Source organism: Bradyrhizobium sp. Kon58 (assembly GCF_055807455.1).
The window spans coordinates 421,571-438,851 of the sequence record NZ_JBVVOT010000002.1; the positions used below are offsets into that span (position 1 = coordinate 421,571).

Here is a 17,281-nt window from a genome sequence, read left to right on the forward strand (position 1 = left end):
CTTGCACGAATTGACCAAAGCGCCCCCGCCTCGCCGCCCCGACCTCCACGTCGCCACCGAGGGTGAATTCCAGGGCTGGCGCACCTGGATTCGCGACAGTTTTGAGAGCCATATCGGCCCGTTCTGGCACAAGATCGAGGACGACGGCAGCGTCCGCTCGGCGTTCCGGGTCGAGAAAAAGCACCTCAACGGCTCCGGAAACGTCCATGGCGGCTGCTTCATGGCGTTTTCCGACTACTGCCTGTTCGCGATCGCCACCCACGAGCTGGATGGGCCGGCGGTGACCACCAATTTCGCCTGCGACTTCCTCGACGCGGCGCGCGAAGGCGAGCTGATCGAATGCGTCGGCGAGGTCTCCCGCGCCGGCGGCTCGCTGATCTTCCTGCGCGGCAAGCTGACATCGGGCGGGCGGCCGCTGTTCACCTTCTCCGGCACGATCAAGCGGGTGAAGCGGAAGCCGGCACCGCAGCCAAACGCATAGCTCGCCGCCTTCCCTTTTGGCGCCCCCTCGCCCAGACTTGTGTCGAGCGCTGTCGCGCCGGGGAGCAATATCAAGGTGCCGCAGAGCACACCGCCGACGGCTCGCGCCACGGCCTCGCAATTGCCGTCCATGGCTGCCACAGGCGCGCGGAGCTGGCGCGACTATGCGCTGCTGGTCGCGCTCGCCTGCTGCTGGAGCTCAACCTATCCACTGGCCAAGCTCGCGCTGGATACGATCCCACCCGTGACCTTCATCTCGGCGCGCTCGCTGATCGCGGCCGCCTTCCTGTTCGCGATCCTGTGGATGCGCGGCGTCAGGATCCCGACCGATGCGAAGGCCTGGAAGTTGTTCGCGACCCAGCAATTGATCAACTCGACCTTTCCGTTCCTGATCATCACCTGGTCTCAGCAATATGTGCCGGCGTCGAACACGGTGGTGCTGGCCTCGACCACGCCGATCTTCGCCTTCCTGATCACCTCCCTGATCACGCGCCACGAGCCGGCAACGCTGCTGAAGCTCGCGGGCGCGCTCCTTGGCCTTGCCGGCACCATCGTCATCGTTGGCTTGGATGCGCTGCGCGGCTTCGGTAGCGAGATCGTGGCGGAGATCGCCATCCTGCTCGCCACCATCTCCTTTGCCTGTGCCACGATCTTCGGCCTGCGGCTGTCCGAATACGACCCGATGGTGGTGGCGGCCGGTTCGCTGCTGTTCGGCGGCCTGGTGCTGCTGCCGCCTTCGCTGATCATCGACCAGCCCTGGACGCTGCACCCGACGCCGACGGCGATCATAGCCACCATCGTCATGGGCATCGTCTCCAGCGCCCTGGGGCTGATGCTGTTCTACATGTGCCTGGGACGGCTCGGCACGCTGACGACGAACGCGCAAGGCTATTTGCGCATCCCGATCGGCGTCGGCCTCTCCGTGCTGCTGCTCGGCGAGAGCGTGCCCTCGAACCTGGTGCTGGGCCTGGTGCTGGTCATGGCGGGCGTCGCCGCCATGACGGTGCCGACGGAGCGGCTGAAACGACGCTAGCTATTACTTGAGCTACTACTTGGCGTCGTCGGCCAGCATTTTGCGATACTTCTCGACGTCGCGCGTCACGAGCTTTTGCAGCACCTCGGGCGTGTGCTCGTCGGCATCGGGTGCCACGGTCGAGAGATCGGCGAACCGTTTCTTCACCGCGTCGGTTTCGACCGCCGTGCGTGCAGCGGCATTCAGCTTGGCGATGATTGCCGGCGGGGTGCCTTTCGGCGCGAACAGGCCGTTCCAGCCCTGCGCTTCGAATTCGGGGAGGCCGGCTTCGGCCGACGTCGGCAGGTCGGGCACTGTGGCGAGCCGGACGGTCGAGCCGACCACGAGTCCGCGCGCCAGCTTCTCGTTGATCGACTGCGAGACCGAGGCTGCCGCATCGCAGACGCCGTCGATCTGGCCGCCGATCGCATCGGTGAGCGCGGGCGCGGCGCCGCGATAGCCGACCAGCGTCGCGTCGATCCCGGCGGCTGTGACGAAGCTCTTGCAGATCAGGTAGTTCGAAGAGCCGACGCCGGCATGGCCGAGATTGATCTTGCCGGGATTCGCCTTGGCGTAGGCGATGAACTCTTTGAGGTCCTTTGCCGGAAAATCCTTGCGCACAGCGATGATGCCGAACGTCTTCGCCACCATGGCGATGGGCACGAAGGAGTCCGGGGTAAACGGCAGTTTGGGATAGATGGTATAGGTCGCGGCGTTGGTGCCGGCATTGCCGATCGCAATGGTGTAGCCGTCGGGCTCGGCGCGGGAGGCGCGCGCCAGTGCAGTCGAGCCCCCGGCGCCGGCGACGTTCTCGATCACGATGGTCTGGCCGAGCGCGATGCCCATCTGCTCGGCAACGGTGCGCGCGATCACGTCGGACGTGCCGCCGGCCGCGAACGGCACGATCATGGTGACGGGACGCTTGGGGAAATCTTGCGCGAACGCGGCCGTCGCGAACGCAACGACGGCGACAGCGGCTAGCAGCCGCTTCAGCACGAACGCAATCACGCGGCTTTTTCCAGATGCGCGGTGAGGCCGGCGAACAGGCCGCGGCCGTCGGTGCAGCCCATGATGTCTTCGACGTGGTTTTCCGGATGCGGCATCATGCCGAGCACGTTGCCCTTGTCGTTGACGATGCCGGCGATGGATTGCGCGGCGCCATTGATGTTGCTGACATCGTCGATCGCGCCGTCGGCCGAGCAATAGCGGTAAAGCACGCGCCCCTCGCCTTCGAGCCGCTTGATGGTCTCCGCGTCCGCCGCATAATTGCCCTCGCCATGCGCGATGGGCACGCGGATCACCTGCCCTGCATTGTAGCCGCGCGTGAACGGCGTGTCGGAGCGCTCGACACGGAGATGCACGTCGTGGCAGATGAATTTCAGCCGCGCATTGCGCATCAGGACGCCGGGCAAGAGGCCGGATTCGCAGAGGATCTGAAATCCGTTGCAGACGCCGAGCACGAGGCCGCCCTTGGCCGCGTAGTCGCGCACCGCGTCCATCACCGGCGCCCGCGCCGCAATCGCGCCGCAGCGCAGATAATCGCCATAGGAGAAACCGCCGGGCACCACCACGAGGTCGGTGCCGTCGGGCAGCGACGTCTCGGCATGCCAGACCATTGTGGGCTCGCTCCCCGAGATCAGCCTCAAGGCACGCGCCATGTCGCGCTCGCGGTTGATTCCGGGAAAGACGAGGATGGCGGCTTTCATGGCAGAGGTTCCGAACGAGGATTGGAATGGGGCTGGCACGGCTGCCAAATCGGCAGCAGACATATCCATTTGACGGGGATTTTACCAGTGCTAGCCTTGGCGGCGAGCGTTGTGCACAGGCCATAGCCCGCCATTCGGCCGATCGATTCGCCCGGGATTAAAGCCATGAATGTCCCGTCGCTGCCCGCATCCCTCTCCGAGCCGGTGTCCACCGAGGGCGTCATTGCCGCCGGTGCCTATGTCGACGGCCGGCGCGTCGCCAATATCGCCATCAGCGAGGCCTCGAGCTGGCGCGCGAAACCCGGCCACGTGGTCTGGATCGGGCTGCACGAGCCCGACATGGCGCTGCTCAGCGCGGTGCAGAAGCAGTTCGACCTGCACGAGCTCGCCGAGGATGCCAACCACGCCCATCAGCGACCGAAGATCGAGCAATATGGCGAGGCCCTGTTCATCGTGGCGCGGACCGCGCAACTGATCGAGGGCCGGATCGCCTTCGGCGAGACGCACATCTTCGTCGGCGAAGGCTATCTGGTCTCGGTGCGCCACGGCGCGTCGACGTCCTACACGCCGGTGCGCGAACGCTGCGAAAGCTGCCCGCGCGCGCTCGCGCGCGGCGAGGACTACATCCTCTACGCCATCCTCGATTTCATCGTCGACAACTACTCGCCCGTGCTCGAGAGCATTCACGAAGAGGTCGAGAGCATCGAGGACGACGTGCTCTCCAAGGCAATCAGCAAGGCGCAGATCGAGCGGCTCTACATGCTGCGCCGCGACCTCTTGCGGCTCAGGACCGCAATCGGCCCGCTGGTGGAGGTCTGCCGCCGGCTCGAGCATGACGAGCTGGCGATGGTGCGCGCGACGATGCAGCCGCTGTTCCGCGACGTCACCGACCACGTCAGGAACATCCAGGAGCGGATCGATTCGATGCGCGAGGTGCTGGCCTTCGCCTTCGAAGCGAGCCTGCTGGTCGGCCAGGCCCAGGAGACGGCGGTCTCCAAGAAGCTTGCCTCCTGGCTCGCGATCATCGCGATCCCGACCGCGCTTGCCGGCATCTACGGCATGAACTTCAAGCACATGCCGGAGCTGGACTGGGAGTACGGCTATTACACGCTGCTCGGCGTGATGCTGACGGCGTGCGGCGCGCTGTACTGGCGTTTTCGTCGGGTCGGATGGCTGTGAGCCATCCCGTTCACCCGATCAGCTCGACCCGATAATTCTCGATCACGGTGTTCGCCAGCAGCTTGTCGGCGGCGTCCTTCAACGCCGCCTCTGCCTTGGCCTTGTCCGCGCCGGCGAGCTCGATGTCGAACACCTTGCCTTGGCGAACGCTGGCGACGCCGTCGACGCCGAGCGACTTCAACGCACCCTCGATCGCCTTGCCCTGCGGATCGAGGATGCCCGTTTTCAACGTCACGGTAACACGTGCCTTCACGTCAGATCCCTCTTAGCTCTTCACCAGCACCGGGCCGGAACCGGCCGGACGCTCGTTCTCCATGAGAATGCCGAGACGCTTGGCGACTTCGGTATAGGCCTCGAGCAGCCCACCGAGATCCCTGCGGAAACGGTCCTTGTCGAGCTTCTCGTTCGACTTGATGTCCCACAGACGGCAGCTATCCGGCGAGATCTCGTCGGCGACGATGATCCGCATCATGTCGTTCTCGAACAGTCGGCCGCACTCCATCTTGAAGTCGACGAGGCGGATGCCGATGCCGAGGAAGAGACCGGTGAGGAAGTCGTTGACACGGATGGCAAGCGCCATGATGTCGTCGATCTCCTGCGGTGTCGCCCACCCGAAAGCGGTGATGTGCTCTTCCGACACCATGGGGTCGTTGAGCTGGTCGTTCTTGTAATAGAACTCGATGATCGAGCGGGGCAGCTGCGTACCCTCCTCGATGCCGAGGCGCTGCGACAGCGAGCCGGCGGCAACGTTCCGCACCACCACTTCCAACGGCACGATCTCGACTTCGCGGATCAACTGCTCGCGCATGTTGAGGCGGCGGATGAAATGGGTCGGCACCCCGATGTCATTGAGGTGCTGAAACAGGTACTCCGAGATCCGGTTGTTGAGGACACCCTTGCCCTCGATCACCTGATGCTTTTTCGCATTGAACGCGGTGGCGTCATCCTTGAAGTGCTGGATCAGGGTACCGGGCTCCGGGCCTTCGTAAAGAACCTTTGCCTTGCCTTCATAAATGCGACGCCGACGGCTCATGGGGATGTACCGTGTTTTGTTGAAATCCATGTATTTGGTGTGCTCCGGTTGACGAGACTACGACCCACAGCGGAGCTGCCGTGAACGGCCCGGAACCCCTGGAAACAGAACGGGAACCCAGCCTTAGGCAACCTATCCGATTGGCCGTCCCAGCACAATCGATCCGGCCGTCCGGCATCAAACTTATACCGTCTTGCCTGCGGCTTAACGGCTCGTTGTTTTGCCGATTCGTGCCCCCTATCTAGGCATGCACCGGGGCTCTCGCAACGAGGGCCAGCCGGGTCCAGTCAGCAGGGAATTGGAAAAGGCATGAGCACGTTGGACAAGCGCGAGGAAGGCTTCGAGAAGAAGTTCGCCCTCGACGAGGAGCAGAAATTCAAGGCGGAAGCCCGCCGCAACCGGCTGCTCGGTCTGTGGGCGGCCGAAAAGCTCGGCATCAGCGGCGATGCCGCCACGGCCTATGCCAAGGAGGTGGTCGCGGCCGATTTCGAGGAAGCCGGTGACGCCGACGTCCTGCGCAAGGTCATGGCCGATTTCGCCGCCAAGAACGTCGCCGTCACCGAACAGGTGATTCGCGCCAAGATGAACGAGCTGATCGCGGTGGCGGCGGCCGAGGTGAAGGCCGGGAAATAAGGCGAAGCGTCATTCCGGGGGACGTCTGCGACGCACCCCGGAATGCCTACCAGTTATCCCTCCTTGAACCCATATTCCGGCACGTTGCCGCTGGCGCCGTAATATTTGTACGGCAGGAATTTGCCGCTCATGGTGATCTTGACGCGGTCGCCCTTCGGATTGGGCAGGCGCTCCATCACCATGTCGAAATCGATCGCCGACATGATGCCGTCGCCGTACTCCTCCTCGATCAGCGCCTTCCACGCCGGACCGTTGACCATGACCAGCTCGTAGAAACGATAGATCAAGGGATCGGTCGGCGGCATCGGCATGCCGCGCATCGGCGTCTCGTTCAGCATCGTGGTCTCGGCCTTCGTCAGGCCGAACAGTTCAGCGGCGTTTGCGGCCTGCGGCTTGGTCAATTTCATCTGGCCGAGGATCGCGCCTGTTATCAGCACCTCGGAATAGCCGCCGATCTGCTCGCAGATATATTTCCAGCTCCAGCCCTTCTCGCGTTTGATGTCGAGCAGCTTCTCGGTGAGGTCTTCGCGTTTCATGTCAGGGTCTCCTTTTTCAAGCAGTCAGCCCGGGATTGGTCCCAGGTATCCAGGTCTGTCGTTGCTCGTCGCCACCGGACGCGACGGTCAGTCCGGGCTTGCCGATACGCACCACCGGCACATTGCGCGGATCGTGACCGGGCGTCTCAGCCGCGAAAGTCTTGCTGCGCGTTACCAGGAAATCAACGATGTGGTTGCGCAGCGCGTAGTACAGCGGGTGGCGGTGCAAATCGGTGCGGCCGCGGTCCCTCGGCAGCGGGTTCTCGACCACTTCCGCCAGCACCGCGCCGGGACCGTTGGTCATCAGGAAAATCTTGTCGGCGAGGTAGATCGCCTCGTCGACGTCATGAGTGATCATGAACGCGGTCTGCCCGGTCTCCAGACAGATGCGCCGCACCTCGTCCTGCAGCGTGCCGCGCGTCAGCGCATCGAGTGCCGAGAACGGCTCGTCCATCAGCATCATCTTTGGCGTGATCGACAGTGCACGCGCGATGCCGACGCGCTGCTTCATGCCGCCGGAAAGCTCGGAAGGTCGCTTGTGCTCCGAACCCGTCAGGCCGACGAGATCGATAAATTTCTGCGCATGCGCCTTCACCTTGGCGCGATCCCAGCTCCGCCATTTCGAGCTCACGGCGTAGGCAACGTTGCCGAGCACGGTGCGCCAGGGCAGCAGCGCATGGCTCTGGAAGATCACGGCGCGGTCGAGGCTCGTCCCTGAAATGGCTTGCCCATCGACGATCACCGCGCCGTCGCTCGGCGCATCGAGGCCGGCAAGGATGTTGAGCACCGTGGTCTTGCCGCAGCCGGAATGGCCGATCACGCAGCAGAACTCGCCGCGCGCCATCGACAACCAGAGATTCTCGAAGACCGCCGTTGTCGCTCCGTCCGCGCCCGGATAGCGCTTTGCGATGGCTTCGATGGAGATGAATTTTTCGGTCAACGGCCCTACTCCGGAAACGTGACCATGCGCGTGAAGCGCGCGAGGATCTGGTCGAGCAGCATGCCGACGACCCCGATCAGGAGGATCGCGATGATCACATTGGTGATCGACAGATTGTTCCACTCGTTCCAGACGAAATAGCCGATGCCGGTGCCGCCGACGAGCATTTCGGCCGCGACGATCACCAGCCAGGCAATGCCGATCGAGATGCGCATGCCAGTCAAGATCGTCGGTGCTGCCGCGGGCAGGATCACGGTGAAGGCGCGCCTGATGGTTCCGACCTCGAGCGTTCGCGCGACGTTGATCCATTCCTTGCGGACGCTCGCGACCCCGAACACGGTGTTGAGCAGCATCGGCCAGATCGAGCAGATGAAGATGACGAAGATCGCGGAGATCGAGGAATCCTTGATGGTGTAGAGCGCGAGCGGCATCCACGCCAGCGGCGAGATCGGCTTCAAGACCTGGATGAAGGGATCGAGTGCCTTGCTCAGCAGCGGCGACATGCCGATCAGGAAACCGAGCGGGATGGCGACGAGCACCGCAAGCAGATAGCCGGTGCCGACGCGCGCAATCGAGTAGCCGAGCTGGATGCCGAGCCCCTTGTCGTTCGGCCCGTTGTCGTAGAACGGCCTCCTCAAATGCTCCCAGAGTTTTGCGGCGACATCGACCGGCCCGGGCATGGCGGATTTGCCCTGCGTCGCAGTCAGGCCCATCAGCTTGGCGTATTCCGGGCTCATCGTGGCCACCGGTGCCGCCGAGCGCACGGCGAGATGCCAGACGCCGAGAAACGCGACGAGCAGCACGATCGAGACCAGGCCAGCGCGGAGACGGAGGGAGGCGGTGGTCATCTCCCTCTCCCCGTTCTTACGGGGAGAGGGTCGGGGTGAGGGGCATGCTTCCGCATATTCGGTGAGAGACGAACTCGCGGAGAGTCCCCCTCACCCGGATTGCATCTAACGATGCGATCCGACCTCTCCCCGCAAGCGGGGCGAGGTGAAAAGAGAGCGCGGCCGCTCACGACGCCTTCCTGATCTTGAAGCCCGCCAAATAATCCTCGGGCTTGGCCGGATCGAAAGTCTTGCCCATCACCGCGAACGATTTGTAGCTGCCGGCTGGCGGCGCCAGGCCCATTTCGGTCATCAGCTTCCTGGTGTCGGTGGCGAGATAGACCTGCTCGGCGACCGCCTTGTAGTCGACATCGCCCTTGATCTGGCCCCAGCGCTTCATCTGCGTCAGCATCCACACCGCAAAGGACTGCCAGGGGAACGGGTCGAAATCGACGCGCTTTTCATCCGTCTTCACGCCGCCGAGGCCGTCGGCATAGGTGCCGGTCAAGACCTGTTCCAGTACCGTGACCGGCGCGTTGATGTAGTTCGCCGGCGCGATCGCCTCGGCGATCTGCTTGCGGTTCTCCGCCTTCGACGCATAGGCCGTGGCATCGACGATCGCGCGCGTCAGCGCGGCAAAGCTGTTCGGCGCCGTCGTGATGAACTCGCGGCTGGCGGCGAAGCTGCAGCAGGGATGGCCGTCCCAGATTTCCTTGGACAACAGATGCATGAAGCCGACGCCGTCATAGATCGCGCGCTGGCAGATATTGTCGGGCGCGAGAAAGCCGTCGATGTTGTCGGCGCGCAGGTTTGCCACCATTTCCGGCGGCGGCACCGAACGCAGCTGCACGTCGGTGTCGGGGTCGATGCCGTGTTCGGCGAGATAGTAGCGCAGCAGATAATTGTGCATGGAATAGTCGAAGGGGATGGCGAACTTCATGCCCTTCCAGTCTTTCGGGTCGCGCTTGTCCTTGTGCTTGCTCGCCAGCACGATGCCCTGGCCGTTGATGTTCTCGATCGCGGGCACTGCGAACGGAATGGCGTTGGCACCTAAGCCCAGCGAGATCGCGAGCGGCATCGGCGCCAGCATGTGCGCGGCGTCGTATTCCTTGTTGATGGTCTTGTCGCGGATCACGGCCCAGCCGGCGGTCTTGACCACGTCGACGTTGAGGCCGTGCTTGGCATAGAAGCCCAGCGGCGCGGCCATAATGATCGGCGTGGCGCAGGTGATCGGGATGAAGCCGACCTTGAGGTCCTTCTTTTCCGGCGTGCCGGCTTGCGCAAAGACTTCGGTGGCGGTCTGAAGCGGGAAGAACTGCGACAGCGCGGCCAGCGCGGTGGAGGCCCCGACCGATTTCAGAAACGCGCGCCGCGCCACATCCTGCGGAAACATCGCGCGCATCACGGCAGAGGCGACGACGCCCTCGTAGCGCTTCTCTTCGCTCTCGACGGGATCACAGCGCAACGCGGTTGCCTGCTCATGCTCCGCCACGGATTGATGCTGACCACAGGCACAGCCGGCTCGCAGTTTGCGATCGGGATCAAACGGATTGTCGAAAGTGGACATCGGACCTCCTGCGCGTCATTGCGAGGAGAATTACGCAAGGAGCATGCCATCACCTTCAGGCCGGCCAGTGCCTTGATGACGCAGCACTTTCGCTCACACTTGGTCATTACGAAAATTCGTGATAAACGATATTTCGTAGTTGAATAACGAGATTTCGTAATGGCAACGACGCCAATACTCGCCCACGACGATGTGGCCCCGACCATCGATCCGCGCGTCGCGGCCTTCGAATCCTCGGTCGAGGCGACGCTGCTGGTCGATCCCTTCGGCGACCAGATCGTCGATGCCAATCCCGCCGCCTGCGCCCTGCTCGGCTACGACCGCGCTCTGCTCCGCCAGACCAGGCCGAGCACGCTGCATGCCGGCGAGATTCCGGCGCTGACCGTGTTCACCCAGGCCGTGCTGCACAAGGGCGCCTACTGGACCACCGCGCTCAAACCACGCCATGCCACCGGGCAAAATCTCCGGCTCGAATATGCAGGAAGCGTGCTGCCCCATGACGGCCGCACGCTGGTCCAGCTCACCCTGACCGATCTCGAAGCGCGCCGCCGCCGCAATGTCGATGCCGCCGCCGAAGACCACATGCGCAGCGGCATTTCGACCTGGCAGCGGGTCGAGCGCGTGTTCCAGGACATCGAGCGCGAGAACCAGCTGATCCTGCGCGCCGCCGGCGAAGGCATTTACGGCGTCAACGCGGAAGGAAAGACCACCTTCGTGAACCCCGCCGCCGAGCGGATGCTGGGCTGGACTGCCGAGGAGCTGGTCGGCAAGGAAATCCATCCCATCATGCACCACACCCACCATGACGGGCGGCACTATCACAACCATGACTGCCCGATCTACGCAGCGTTCCGGGACGGCGCCGTGCACCAGGTCGACGGTGAGGTGTTCTGGCGCAAGGACGGCTCGCCGGCCTGGGTCGAATACACCTCCACGCCGATTCGCGACCGCGGCGTGGTGGTCGGTGCCGTCGTGGTGTTTCGCGACGTCAGCCAGCGGCGCGAGGCCGACGAGAAGCTGCACGCCGCGCTCGCCGAGGTCGATCGCCTCCGCGAACGGCTCGAGCTCGAAAACGCCTACCTCCAGGAAGAAATCCGCATCGAGACCAATCCGCGCGGCATCATCGGTGGCAGCGAGGCGATCCAGACGACGCTGCGCCAAGTCAAGCTGGTGGCGCCGACCAGCGCGGCGGTGATGATCACCGGCGAGTCCGGCACCGGCAAGGAGTTGATCGCGCGCGCCATTCACGAGGATTCCACCCGCAGCGACCGGCCGCTGATCCGGGTCAACTGCGCCGCGATCCCGCGCGAATTATTCGAGAGCGAGTTCTTCGGCCATGTCCGCGGCGCCTTCACCGGCGCGACGCGCGACCGCATCGGCCGCTTCGAGCTTGCCGATGGCGGCACGCTGTTCCTCGACGAGGTCGGCGAGATCCCGCTCGAATTGCAAGGCAAGCTGCTGCGCGTATTGCAGGAAGGCAATTTCGAGCGCGTCGGCCAGGAGCGCACCCGCGCGGTCGACGTCCGCGTCATCGCCGCGACCAACCGCGACCTCAAGCAGGAAGTGCAGCGCGGGCGTTTTCGCGAGGACCTCTATTTCCGCCTCAACGTGTTTCCGATCGAGACGGTGCCCCTGCGCGAACGGCGCGAGGACATTGCGCTGCTCGCGCAGCATTTCCTGACGCGCGAGAGCAAGGCGCTGAAATCGAATCTGCGCTTGTCGGAAGGCGACGCGCGTCGGCTGACGCGCTATGACTGGCCGGGCAATGTCCGCGAACTACAGAACGTGATCGAGCGCGCCGCGATCCTGTCGCAGAACGGCCGTTTGCGGATCGATCTGCCCGATCCCTCCGGCACGCAGGCCCCAGCCGGCGCCGCGCGGCAGAAGGCTGACGCACGGCCCGCTGTGATGACGTCATCCGAAATGCGCGACCACGAGCGCGCCAACATCCTGGCCGCGCTCGAGGGCTGCGCCGGAAAAGTGTTCGGCCCCGGTGGCGCGGCCGAGATGCTGGATATCAAGCCGACCACGCTGGCCTCGCGGATCAAGGCGCTGGGAATCGCGCCCCGTCCGCGGGCCGGCGGCTAGCGGCGATCACGCCGCCTTGGTCGTGACCTCCGATGCGATCGGCAATCCCTGCTCTATCGGCAGCGACGGATCACGCGACCATTCGTTCCAGGAGCCGAAATACATCCGCACGTCCTTCACGCCGGCGTTCTTCAGCGCCAGGAACGTGTTCGAGGCGCGCGCCCCCTTGAAGCAATAGAGGTAGACCGGCGTCGACGGCGAGATGCCGACAGTGGCGCATTCCGCCAAAATCTCGTCCTTGGACTTGAAGCGCGGGCCCTCGGCGGTCGGTTTCATCATGCGATACCATTCCAGCCACACCGCACCGGGGATGCGGCCTTTGCGCGGGCAGAAATCCTTCCCGTAGGGCGACGAGCTGTCGCCGATCCATTCGTCGACGTCGCGCACGTCGAGAATGGCGACGCCGGGCTTGCCGACCGCCCCCAGCATGGTCTTGGCGTCGATCAGGATATCGCCCGCTTCAGGCACGATTCCGAACGACGCCTTCGCCGGTGCCGGCACATCCTTCGTCACCGGAAGACCTGCGGCCGCCCAGGCATCGAAGCCGCCATGCAGCACCTTGATCTTGGGGTAGCCGAGCATGGTGAGCAGGTAGTAGCCGCGGCAGGACTGGCCGAAGCCGGAGTTCATCGACTGCTCGTAGATCACGGCCGTCTCCTTGCCGGACAGACCCGCGCCGCCGAAGGCATCGGCGAACTTGGTCTTCAGCTCGGCCATGCCCTCCGGCGTCGAGGTCGCAAGAAACGTGAATATCTCATGCACGTTCACGGCGTTGGGAAGGTGCCCGGCGCCATAGGCGTCGGGGTTGCGGGTGTCGATCACGACACAGGGCTCGGTCTTCAAGAGATCGGCAAGTTCGCTGGCAGAGATCAGAACGTCCGTCATTGGCAGCCTCTCCGTTGAGGTTAGATGGTGGGTGGGCTCGTAAAACTCAGGAATCGGCGAGCATCTTGCGCAACTGCTTGGTGGCAGGCGTGACGATCGCGACGAAATAGGCCTCGCGCAGGCGGCGCTGCGCGCGGTGGGACTTGAGGTAGCCGCGCGCGCCACAATGCAGCATCGCCGCATGCGCTGCCGCGACGCTGGCCTCGCCGGCACGAAGCCTGAGCGCGATCACCTTGCGCCAGTAGGTCTCCTCTTCATTGTAGGGATCGCGCGCCAGCGCCATGGTCTCGGCTTCGAGCTCGGCGGCGAGATCGCGGAAGTGCACCGGCTGTTGCGGCAAATAGCGGTTGATGTGACCGAGGGGATTATCGACCTCGTCCATGATGTTGATGCAGTCCTTGATGAGCCCGAGCGCCATGCCGGCCTGCAGCAGGATGAACCCGGCGCGGATCTTCTTCACGAAGGGGCCGGCGGGATCGGCCAGGATCAGCTCGTCCGGCACGAAGGCGTCACGGAACTGCACGCCATAGGTCCCGGTGCCGTCCATGGCGAGGAACGGCTTGCATGGCGTCAGCGTGATCGCGGAGTCCGAGCAGTCGGCCAGGAACATCACCTGGCCCGGCTCGTCTTCGCGCTCGAAGATGGTGCCGAAATAATGGCCCGGGCCGAGATTGGAGACCCAGGGCAGCGCGCCGCGCACGATGTAGCCGCCTTCGACCTTGCGCCCCTTCAGCTTGAGCTTCTCGATGCCGAAAAAGCTCTTCATCGGATTGGAGAGCCCGGTGCCGCCGAGCACGCGGCCGGTCGAGAACGCATCGCCGAAGCGCTTTGCCAGCTTCATGTTGGTCGAGTTGGCGGCGTACCAGACCAGCGTGTTCTGGCACCACGCCATGAAGGCGGTACTGCCGCAGACCTCGCCGATCTCAGCCATCGCCTGGATGGCGCAGCGCAAATCGGCAGGCCCTTCGTGCGGCACGTGACTGCCCCAGGCGCCGATCTCGCCGAACTTGCGCAGCACATCGGCGGGATAAATGGTGCCGGCATCAATGCCGGCGGCGAGTGGCGCGAGCTGCTCCCGTGCAATCCGCGCCACCTCACCTGCAATGGACGGTGCGGGCTGATCCAAAACTTCGGTCCGTGATAAAGCCAGTGAACCCATGATCGTCTCCCGCACCTTCCTGTTGCCGTCAGCTCAGATGCCGACCTCGAGATTGACCGGGCGGGTGAAGGTGTTGGCGACCGGCGACCATTGCTTGACATGGGCGACCAGCGCATTGATCTCGTCCGGCGAGATCCCCTCACATTCCATGTCGACCTTGACGCGCACATCCGTAAATCCAACGGGCTTGTCCGAGACGTCGCCGGTGCCCCAGACCGCGGTGATGTTGAGATCGCCCTCGAGCTCGAGCTCGAGCTTGTTGACGATCCAGCCACGATGCACGGCGTTGGCGTGCAGGCCGACGGCAAGGCAGGAGCCGAGCGCGGCCAGCGAGGCTTCGGACGGATTGGGCGCGGTGTCGTCGCCGAGCAGACCGGGCGGCTCGTCGACGATGTAGGGCTGCAAATTGCGGATGTAGTTGGCGTGGCGGAATTTTCCTTCGGCGACCGTCTTGCACTTCAAGGTCTTGATGACCTTCGGATTGGCCTTGCCGTTGGCGATCAGTTGCTCGAGGCCATTCTTGTCGATGGGCGCGAGGCAACCCGTCAGCACTGTCTTTTGAACGACGGCAGTCATCATCTTCTCCCTGGCAGAAGTGGAAATCGGTAGGATACCGAACGGTCTGTTTCCTTGCATGGAGCGTGCCAGATGAGGCCAAAATCAAAAGGCGAAGCATTGGAGCCGCTTAGCGAACACTGCCTGCGGATTGATCAGCCGCCGTTTGCTCAAAGGCGATGCAGACGGGCTTTCCCGTGCGAATCTTTTCAGCGCGAACAGATGCGGCTTGCTGATGCGGCGCGGCTGCGGGTAAGTTTGGACTCATGGCCAAGCCCTCACCGAACAAGACGTCAAGGAAGAAGTCTCATTCGCCGCACGGCGGCGCCAGTGACGACGAGTCCGCGCGCGGACGCCTGCTCAACGCCGCGACGCATCTGTTCTGCAAGAACGGCATCAACGCCACCGGCATCGACGCGATTATCGCGGAAGCCGGCACCGCGAAGACCACGCTCTATAAATTGTTCGGCTCCAAGACCAATCTCGTCAACGCCGTGCTGGAGAGCGAAGGCAAGCAGTGGCGCGAATGGTTCATCGGCGCCATGGAAGAAGGCGGCGGCGATGCGCAAGCCAAGCTCACGCGCATCTTCCCGGCCCTGAAGAGCTGGTTCGCGGAGGAGCGCTTCTACGGCTGCCCCTTCATCAACGCGGTCGGCGAGCACGACAAGGACGCCAAGCAGTTCCGCAACATCGCGATGAAGCACAAGAAGATCGTGCTCGGCCATATCGAGAAGCTCGCCGGCGAGCTCGGTTCGAACGAGCCCCTCGTGCTCGCACATCAACTCGGGCTGTTGATCGACGGCGCCATCGTCGCAGCGATGGTGTCGCGCGATCCGGGCGTCGCGGATACGGCGGCGCTGACGGCAGGTCCCCTGCTCAGCCAGCCCAAGGCAAAGAAGAAGCGCGCGGCGGATCAGTTAGAGGCGGTGTGATCGCGCCCATCCCGTAGCCCGCATGAGCGCAGCGACATGCGGGACGGCTGTCCCCGGATGTCGCTCCGCTCATCCGGGCTACAGCGCTCGCAGCCGCTCCCTCGGTAACGCAGCAATGAAGCGCCGGATCGCCTCCAGCACCGGTCCCTGATCACCCGCAAAGAACCAGTGATCATTGCCGTCGAGCTCGACGAATTGCGCACCTTTGATCCGGCTCGCCACATCGCGGCCGGCCGCGATTCGTACCGCCTTGTCGTCACGACGATGCAGCACCAACGTCGGCATGGCAATCTGCGGCAAAAGCTGCCGCACGTCGGCGTCGCGAAACGCCTCGAGCACCGCCGAGATGCCGCCGGGACTGGAGGCCGCGCGCAATAGCCCGGCCCACCAGGCGCGGGCCTGGGGATCGCCGGCAAGGCTGGGCGCAAAGGTCTCAATCTCCACCGGACCTCCCCATTGCGCGATGAGGTGCTTGCTCCAGGCATCGTACTGGCTGGCGCGCAAGGCGTGCGGATAATCCTGCGACCAGCAGCCCTTGGCCAATGCACCGAACAGGATGAGTCCGGCCACGAGACGCGGCTCGTCGACCGCAAATTTGATGCAGGCCGGCCCGCACTCGGATGCGCCGAACAGCACGACGCGGCGCGAGCCGATCGCGCGGAGCACCGTGCCGATATCCTCCGCGGTGCCGTCGATATCAGGCGCCGATCCGACCCGGTCGGACAACCCGATGCCGCGACGATCGAACACGATCAGGCGCCCAAGCTTCATCAGGGAGGCCAGAAACGCCCGGCTCGCGGGATGCTCCCAGGCGCGTTCCACATGCGACACGAAGCCGGGCATGACCAGAATATCGAGCGGACCGCTGCCATAGGTCTGATACGCCAGATGCACGCCGGCGCCCTTGACGTAGCGCGTCGCTGGAACGGCGTGTGCCGCCGCCGGACTCATCAACGCCTCGGTCTCGGCTTCGAGCGCAACGCCAAGCTCGTCCTTCAGCCGCTGCGTCAGTGCCGCGTGGTGCCGTTCTGCCGCGCTGCGGTCACCCGCCAGCAGCAGGCTGCGGATCAGATGCCGGCCGTAGACCTCGCTCAAAGGATCGAGCTCGACCAGACGGGTCGCATGCGTGGCCGCGGCAAAGTAGTCGCCGACGGCGGTCTTGTCCTGCACCAGGCGCTCCAGCGCGTGCATTAGACGTCCGCGCAGCGCCTCGCGGCGGAAGAACGCCCAGTCGTCGAATTCCGGACAATCCTCCGGCGAGAAGCCTGCCAGGAAATCTCCCCGATAGATCTGGCAGGCTTCGTCAAGGTCACCGCGATCGCAGGCGCTCTCGAACAGATGCGCATCGACCTGCAGCGCGACTGCCGGAGCCCATCGCAGACTGGTCCGGTCGGTCTCGAAAACCTGCTGACCGAGCGTCAGCTCGATGCGGTGAAGCAGGCGCCGCAATCGCGCAAGGCCGGTCTCGCGGTCAGTTTCAGGCCACAGCAGCGTGGCCACAATTTCGCGGGCCACAGCGCCCTTGGCCTCCGCGAGATAGACCAGCAGCGCGAGGCCCTTGCGCAAGGCCAACTTGATCGGGCGGCCGTCGGCGTGGACCTCCGGGAACCCAAACGTCCCCAGCGAGAAAACCGTCATGAAAGTCCTCCCTCCCCTTGCGGCGCCCCCGGGGGACGCACAGGGGACGGTCCAGCAATAGCAGTCGGGGCAGATCGAGCCTGCTCGCGGGCGAGCAATTCAGGCTCCTCC

18 protein-coding genes are annotated in these 17,281 nt (G+C 64.2%); 6 read left to right on the top strand and 12 right to left on the bottom strand.

Going from position 1 to position 17,281, the window contains the following annotated elements:
* Window position 1 precedes the first annotated feature (1 nt).
* Window positions 2-481 carry a PaaI family thioesterase gene (locus AC0L20_RS05845; RefSeq protein WP_473287781.1) on the top strand — a complete coding sequence of 160 codons (480 nt, stop codon included), beginning with the start codon at window positions 2-4 and terminating at the stop codon, window positions 479-481.
* A 75-nt stretch (window positions 482-556) separates the two neighbouring features.
* Window positions 557-1,513 carry a DMT family transporter gene (locus AC0L20_RS05850; protein WP_473287782.1) on the top strand — a complete coding sequence of 319 codons (957 nt, stop codon included), beginning with the start codon at window positions 557-559 and terminating at the stop codon, window positions 1,511-1,513.
* A 15-nt stretch (window positions 1,514-1,528) separates the two neighbouring features.
* On the opposite strand, the gene AC0L20_RS05855 is transcribed toward AC0L20_RS05850, so the two are convergent.
* Both AC0L20_RS05855 and purQ read right to left on the bottom strand, forming a co-directional pair.
* On the bottom strand, window positions 1,529-2,500 hold the full coding sequence (locus AC0L20_RS05855) for a tripartite tricarboxylate transporter substrate binding protein BugD (protein ID WP_473287783.1): 972 nt from the start codon (window positions 2,498-2,500) through the stop codon (window positions 1,529-1,531).
* Window positions 2,497-3,198, bottom strand: a complete 702-nt coding sequence (gene purQ / locus AC0L20_RS05860) for a phosphoribosylformylglycinamidine synthase subunit PurQ (RefSeq protein WP_473259103.1) — start codon at window positions 3,196-3,198, stop codon at window positions 2,497-2,499. Before purQ ends, AC0L20_RS05855 begins: the two co-directional genes overlap by 4 nt.
* Before the next feature lie 165 nt (window positions 3,199-3,363).
* Here purQ and AC0L20_RS05865 point away from each other — a divergent pair, with 165 nt between their 5' ends.
* The gene (locus tag AC0L20_RS05865) at window positions 3,364-4,377 is read left to right on the top strand and encodes a magnesium and cobalt transport protein CorA (protein ID WP_473287784.1); all 1,014 of its coding nucleotides are present in this window, start codon (window positions 3,364-3,366) and stop codon (window positions 4,375-4,377) included.
* A gap of 10 nt (window positions 4,378-4,387) precedes the next feature.
* On the opposite strand, the gene purS is transcribed toward AC0L20_RS05865, so the two are convergent.
* Window positions 4,388-4,630, bottom strand: coding sequence for a phosphoribosylformylglycinamidine synthase subunit PurS (gene purS, locus AC0L20_RS05870; RefSeq protein ID WP_007602264.1), 243 nt, complete (start codon window positions 4,628-4,630; stop codon window positions 4,388-4,390).
* A 12-nt stretch (window positions 4,631-4,642) separates the two neighbouring features.
* The gene (gene purC / locus AC0L20_RS05875) at window positions 4,643-5,410 is read right to left on the bottom strand and encodes a phosphoribosylaminoimidazolesuccinocarboxamide synthase (RefSeq protein ID WP_171944915.1); all 768 of its coding nucleotides are present in this window, start codon (window positions 5,408-5,410) and stop codon (window positions 4,643-4,645) included.
* A 309-nt stretch (window positions 5,411-5,719) separates the two neighbouring features.
* On the opposite strand from purC, the gene AC0L20_RS05880 reads away from it, so the two are divergent.
* Window positions 5,720-6,043: a DUF1476 domain-containing protein gene (locus tag AC0L20_RS05880; RefSeq protein WP_473287785.1), complete on the top strand. Its 324-nt coding sequence runs from the start codon at window positions 5,720-5,722 to the stop codon at window positions 6,041-6,043.
* Between the two features lie 53 nt (window positions 6,044-6,096).
* On the opposite strand, the gene cynS is transcribed toward AC0L20_RS05880, so the two are convergent.
* The 4 genes from cynS to AC0L20_RS05900 all read right to left on the bottom strand — a co-directional run bounded on the left by cynS (window position 6,097) and on the right by AC0L20_RS05900 (window position 9,913).
* The gene (gene cynS / locus AC0L20_RS05885) at window positions 6,097-6,579 is read right to left on the bottom strand and encodes a cyanase (RefSeq protein ID WP_456769210.1); all 483 of its coding nucleotides are present in this window, start codon (window positions 6,577-6,579) and stop codon (window positions 6,097-6,099) included.
* A 16-nt stretch (window positions 6,580-6,595) separates the two neighbouring features.
* Window positions 6,596-7,519, bottom strand: coding sequence for an ABC transporter ATP-binding protein (locus AC0L20_RS05890; RefSeq protein WP_473287786.1), 924 nt, complete (start codon window positions 7,517-7,519; stop codon window positions 6,596-6,598).
* A gap of 5 nt (window positions 7,520-7,524) precedes the next feature.
* The gene (ntrB, locus tag AC0L20_RS05895; RefSeq protein ID WP_473287787.1) at window positions 7,525-8,367 is read right to left on the bottom strand and encodes a nitrate ABC transporter permease; all 843 of its coding nucleotides are present in this window, start codon (window positions 8,365-8,367) and stop codon (window positions 7,525-7,527) included.
* Between the two features lie 166 nt (window positions 8,368-8,533).
* Complete coding sequence (locus AC0L20_RS05900) at window positions 8,534-9,913, bottom strand: CmpA/NrtA family ABC transporter substrate-binding protein (protein WP_473287788.1); 1,380 nt, start codon at window positions 9,911-9,913, stop codon at window positions 8,534-8,536.
* 159 nt (window positions 9,914-10,072) lie between these two features.
* Between AC0L20_RS05900 and AC0L20_RS05905 the strand changes: the two genes are divergently transcribed.
* On the top strand, window positions 10,073-12,001 hold the full coding sequence (locus AC0L20_RS05905; protein WP_473287789.1) for a sigma-54 interaction domain-containing protein: 1,929 nt from the start codon (window positions 10,073-10,075) through the stop codon (window positions 11,999-12,001).
* A 6-nt stretch (window positions 12,002-12,007) separates the two neighbouring features.
* Here the strand turns inward: AC0L20_RS05905 and AC0L20_RS05910 are convergent, their stop codons facing one another.
* Genes AC0L20_RS05910 through AC0L20_RS05920 form a run of 3 tightly spaced genes read right to left on the bottom strand, consistent with a single transcriptional unit; the run spans window position 12,008 to window position 14,621 of the window.
* Entirely contained in the window at window positions 12,008-12,886 is an 879-nt protein-coding gene (locus tag AC0L20_RS05910; RefSeq protein WP_473287790.1) for a sulfurtransferase, read from the bottom strand.
* Between the two features lie 46 nt (window positions 12,887-12,932).
* Window positions 12,933-14,045 (bottom strand): acyl-CoA dehydrogenase family protein, encoded by a 1,113-nt coding sequence (locus AC0L20_RS05915; protein WP_473287791.1) that lies wholly within the window; start codon window positions 14,043-14,045, stop codon window positions 12,933-12,935.
* A gap of 33 nt (window positions 14,046-14,078) precedes the next feature.
* Window positions 14,079-14,621: an OsmC family protein gene (locus AC0L20_RS05920; protein ID WP_007612153.1), complete on the bottom strand. Its 543-nt coding sequence runs from the start codon at window positions 14,619-14,621 to the stop codon at window positions 14,079-14,081.
* Window positions 14,622-14,866: 245 nt separating this feature from the next.
* Here AC0L20_RS05920 and AC0L20_RS05925 point away from each other — a divergent pair, with 245 nt between their 5' ends.
* The gene (locus tag AC0L20_RS05925) at window positions 14,867-15,532 is read left to right on the top strand and encodes a TetR/AcrR family transcriptional regulator (RefSeq protein WP_473287792.1); all 666 of its coding nucleotides are present in this window, start codon (window positions 14,867-14,869) and stop codon (window positions 15,530-15,532) included.
* Between the two features lie 78 nt (window positions 15,533-15,610).
* Here the strand turns inward: AC0L20_RS05925 and AC0L20_RS05930 are convergent, their stop codons facing one another.
* A complete protein-coding gene (locus AC0L20_RS05930; RefSeq protein ID WP_473287793.1) occupies window positions 15,611-17,170 on the bottom strand; it encodes a bifunctional AfsR/SARP family transcriptional regulator/alpha/beta hydrolase in 1,560 nt (519 codons plus the stop codon).
* Between the last annotated feature and the right edge of the window lie 111 nt (window positions 17,171-17,281).

Coding starts and splice junctions, on each gene's coding strand:
- purQ (WP_473259103.1), bottom strand. CDS start 3,198: ATGAAAGCCGCCATCCTCGTCTTTCCCGGAATCAACCGCGAGCGCGAC.
- AC0L20_RS05865 (WP_473287784.1), top strand. CDS start 3,364: ATGAATGTCCCGTCGCTGCCCGCATCCCTCTCCGAGCCGGTGTCCACC.
- purC (WP_171944915.1), bottom strand. CDS start 5,410: ATGAGCCGTCGGCGTCGCATTTATGAAGGCAAGGCAAAGGTTCTTTAC.
- AC0L20_RS05880 (WP_473287785.1), top strand. CDS start 5,720: ATGAGCACGTTGGACAAGCGCGAGGAAGGCTTCGAGAAGAAGTTCGCC.
- cynS (WP_456769210.1), bottom strand. CDS start 6,579: ATGAAACGCGAAGACCTCACCGAGAAGCTGCTCGACATCAAACGCGAG.
- ntrB (WP_473287787.1), bottom strand. CDS start 8,367: ATGACCACCGCCTCCCTCCGTCTCCGCGCTGGCCTGGTCTCGATCGTG.
- AC0L20_RS05900 (WP_473287788.1), bottom strand. CDS start 9,913: ATGTCCACTTTCGACAATCCGTTTGATCCCGATCGCAAACTGCGAGCC.
- AC0L20_RS05905 (WP_473287789.1), top strand. CDS start 10,073: ATGGCAACGACGCCAATACTCGCCCACGACGATGTGGCCCCGACCATC.
- AC0L20_RS05910 (WP_473287790.1), bottom strand. CDS start 12,886: ATGACGGACGTTCTGATCTCTGCCAGCGAACTTGCCGATCTCTTGAAG.
- AC0L20_RS05915 (WP_473287791.1), bottom strand. CDS start 14,045: ATGGGTTCACTGGCTTTATCACGGACCGAAGTTTTGGATCAGCCCGCA.
- AC0L20_RS05920 (WP_007612153.1), bottom strand. CDS start 14,621: ATGACTGCCGTCGTTCAAAAGACAGTGCTGACGGGTTGCCTCGCGCCC.
- AC0L20_RS05925 (WP_473287792.1), top strand. CDS start 14,867: ATGGCCAAGCCCTCACCGAACAAGACGTCAAGGAAGAAGTCTCATTCG.
- AC0L20_RS05930 (WP_473287793.1), bottom strand. CDS start 17,170: ATGACGGTTTTCTCGCTGGGGACGTTTGGGTTCCCGGAGGTCCACGCC.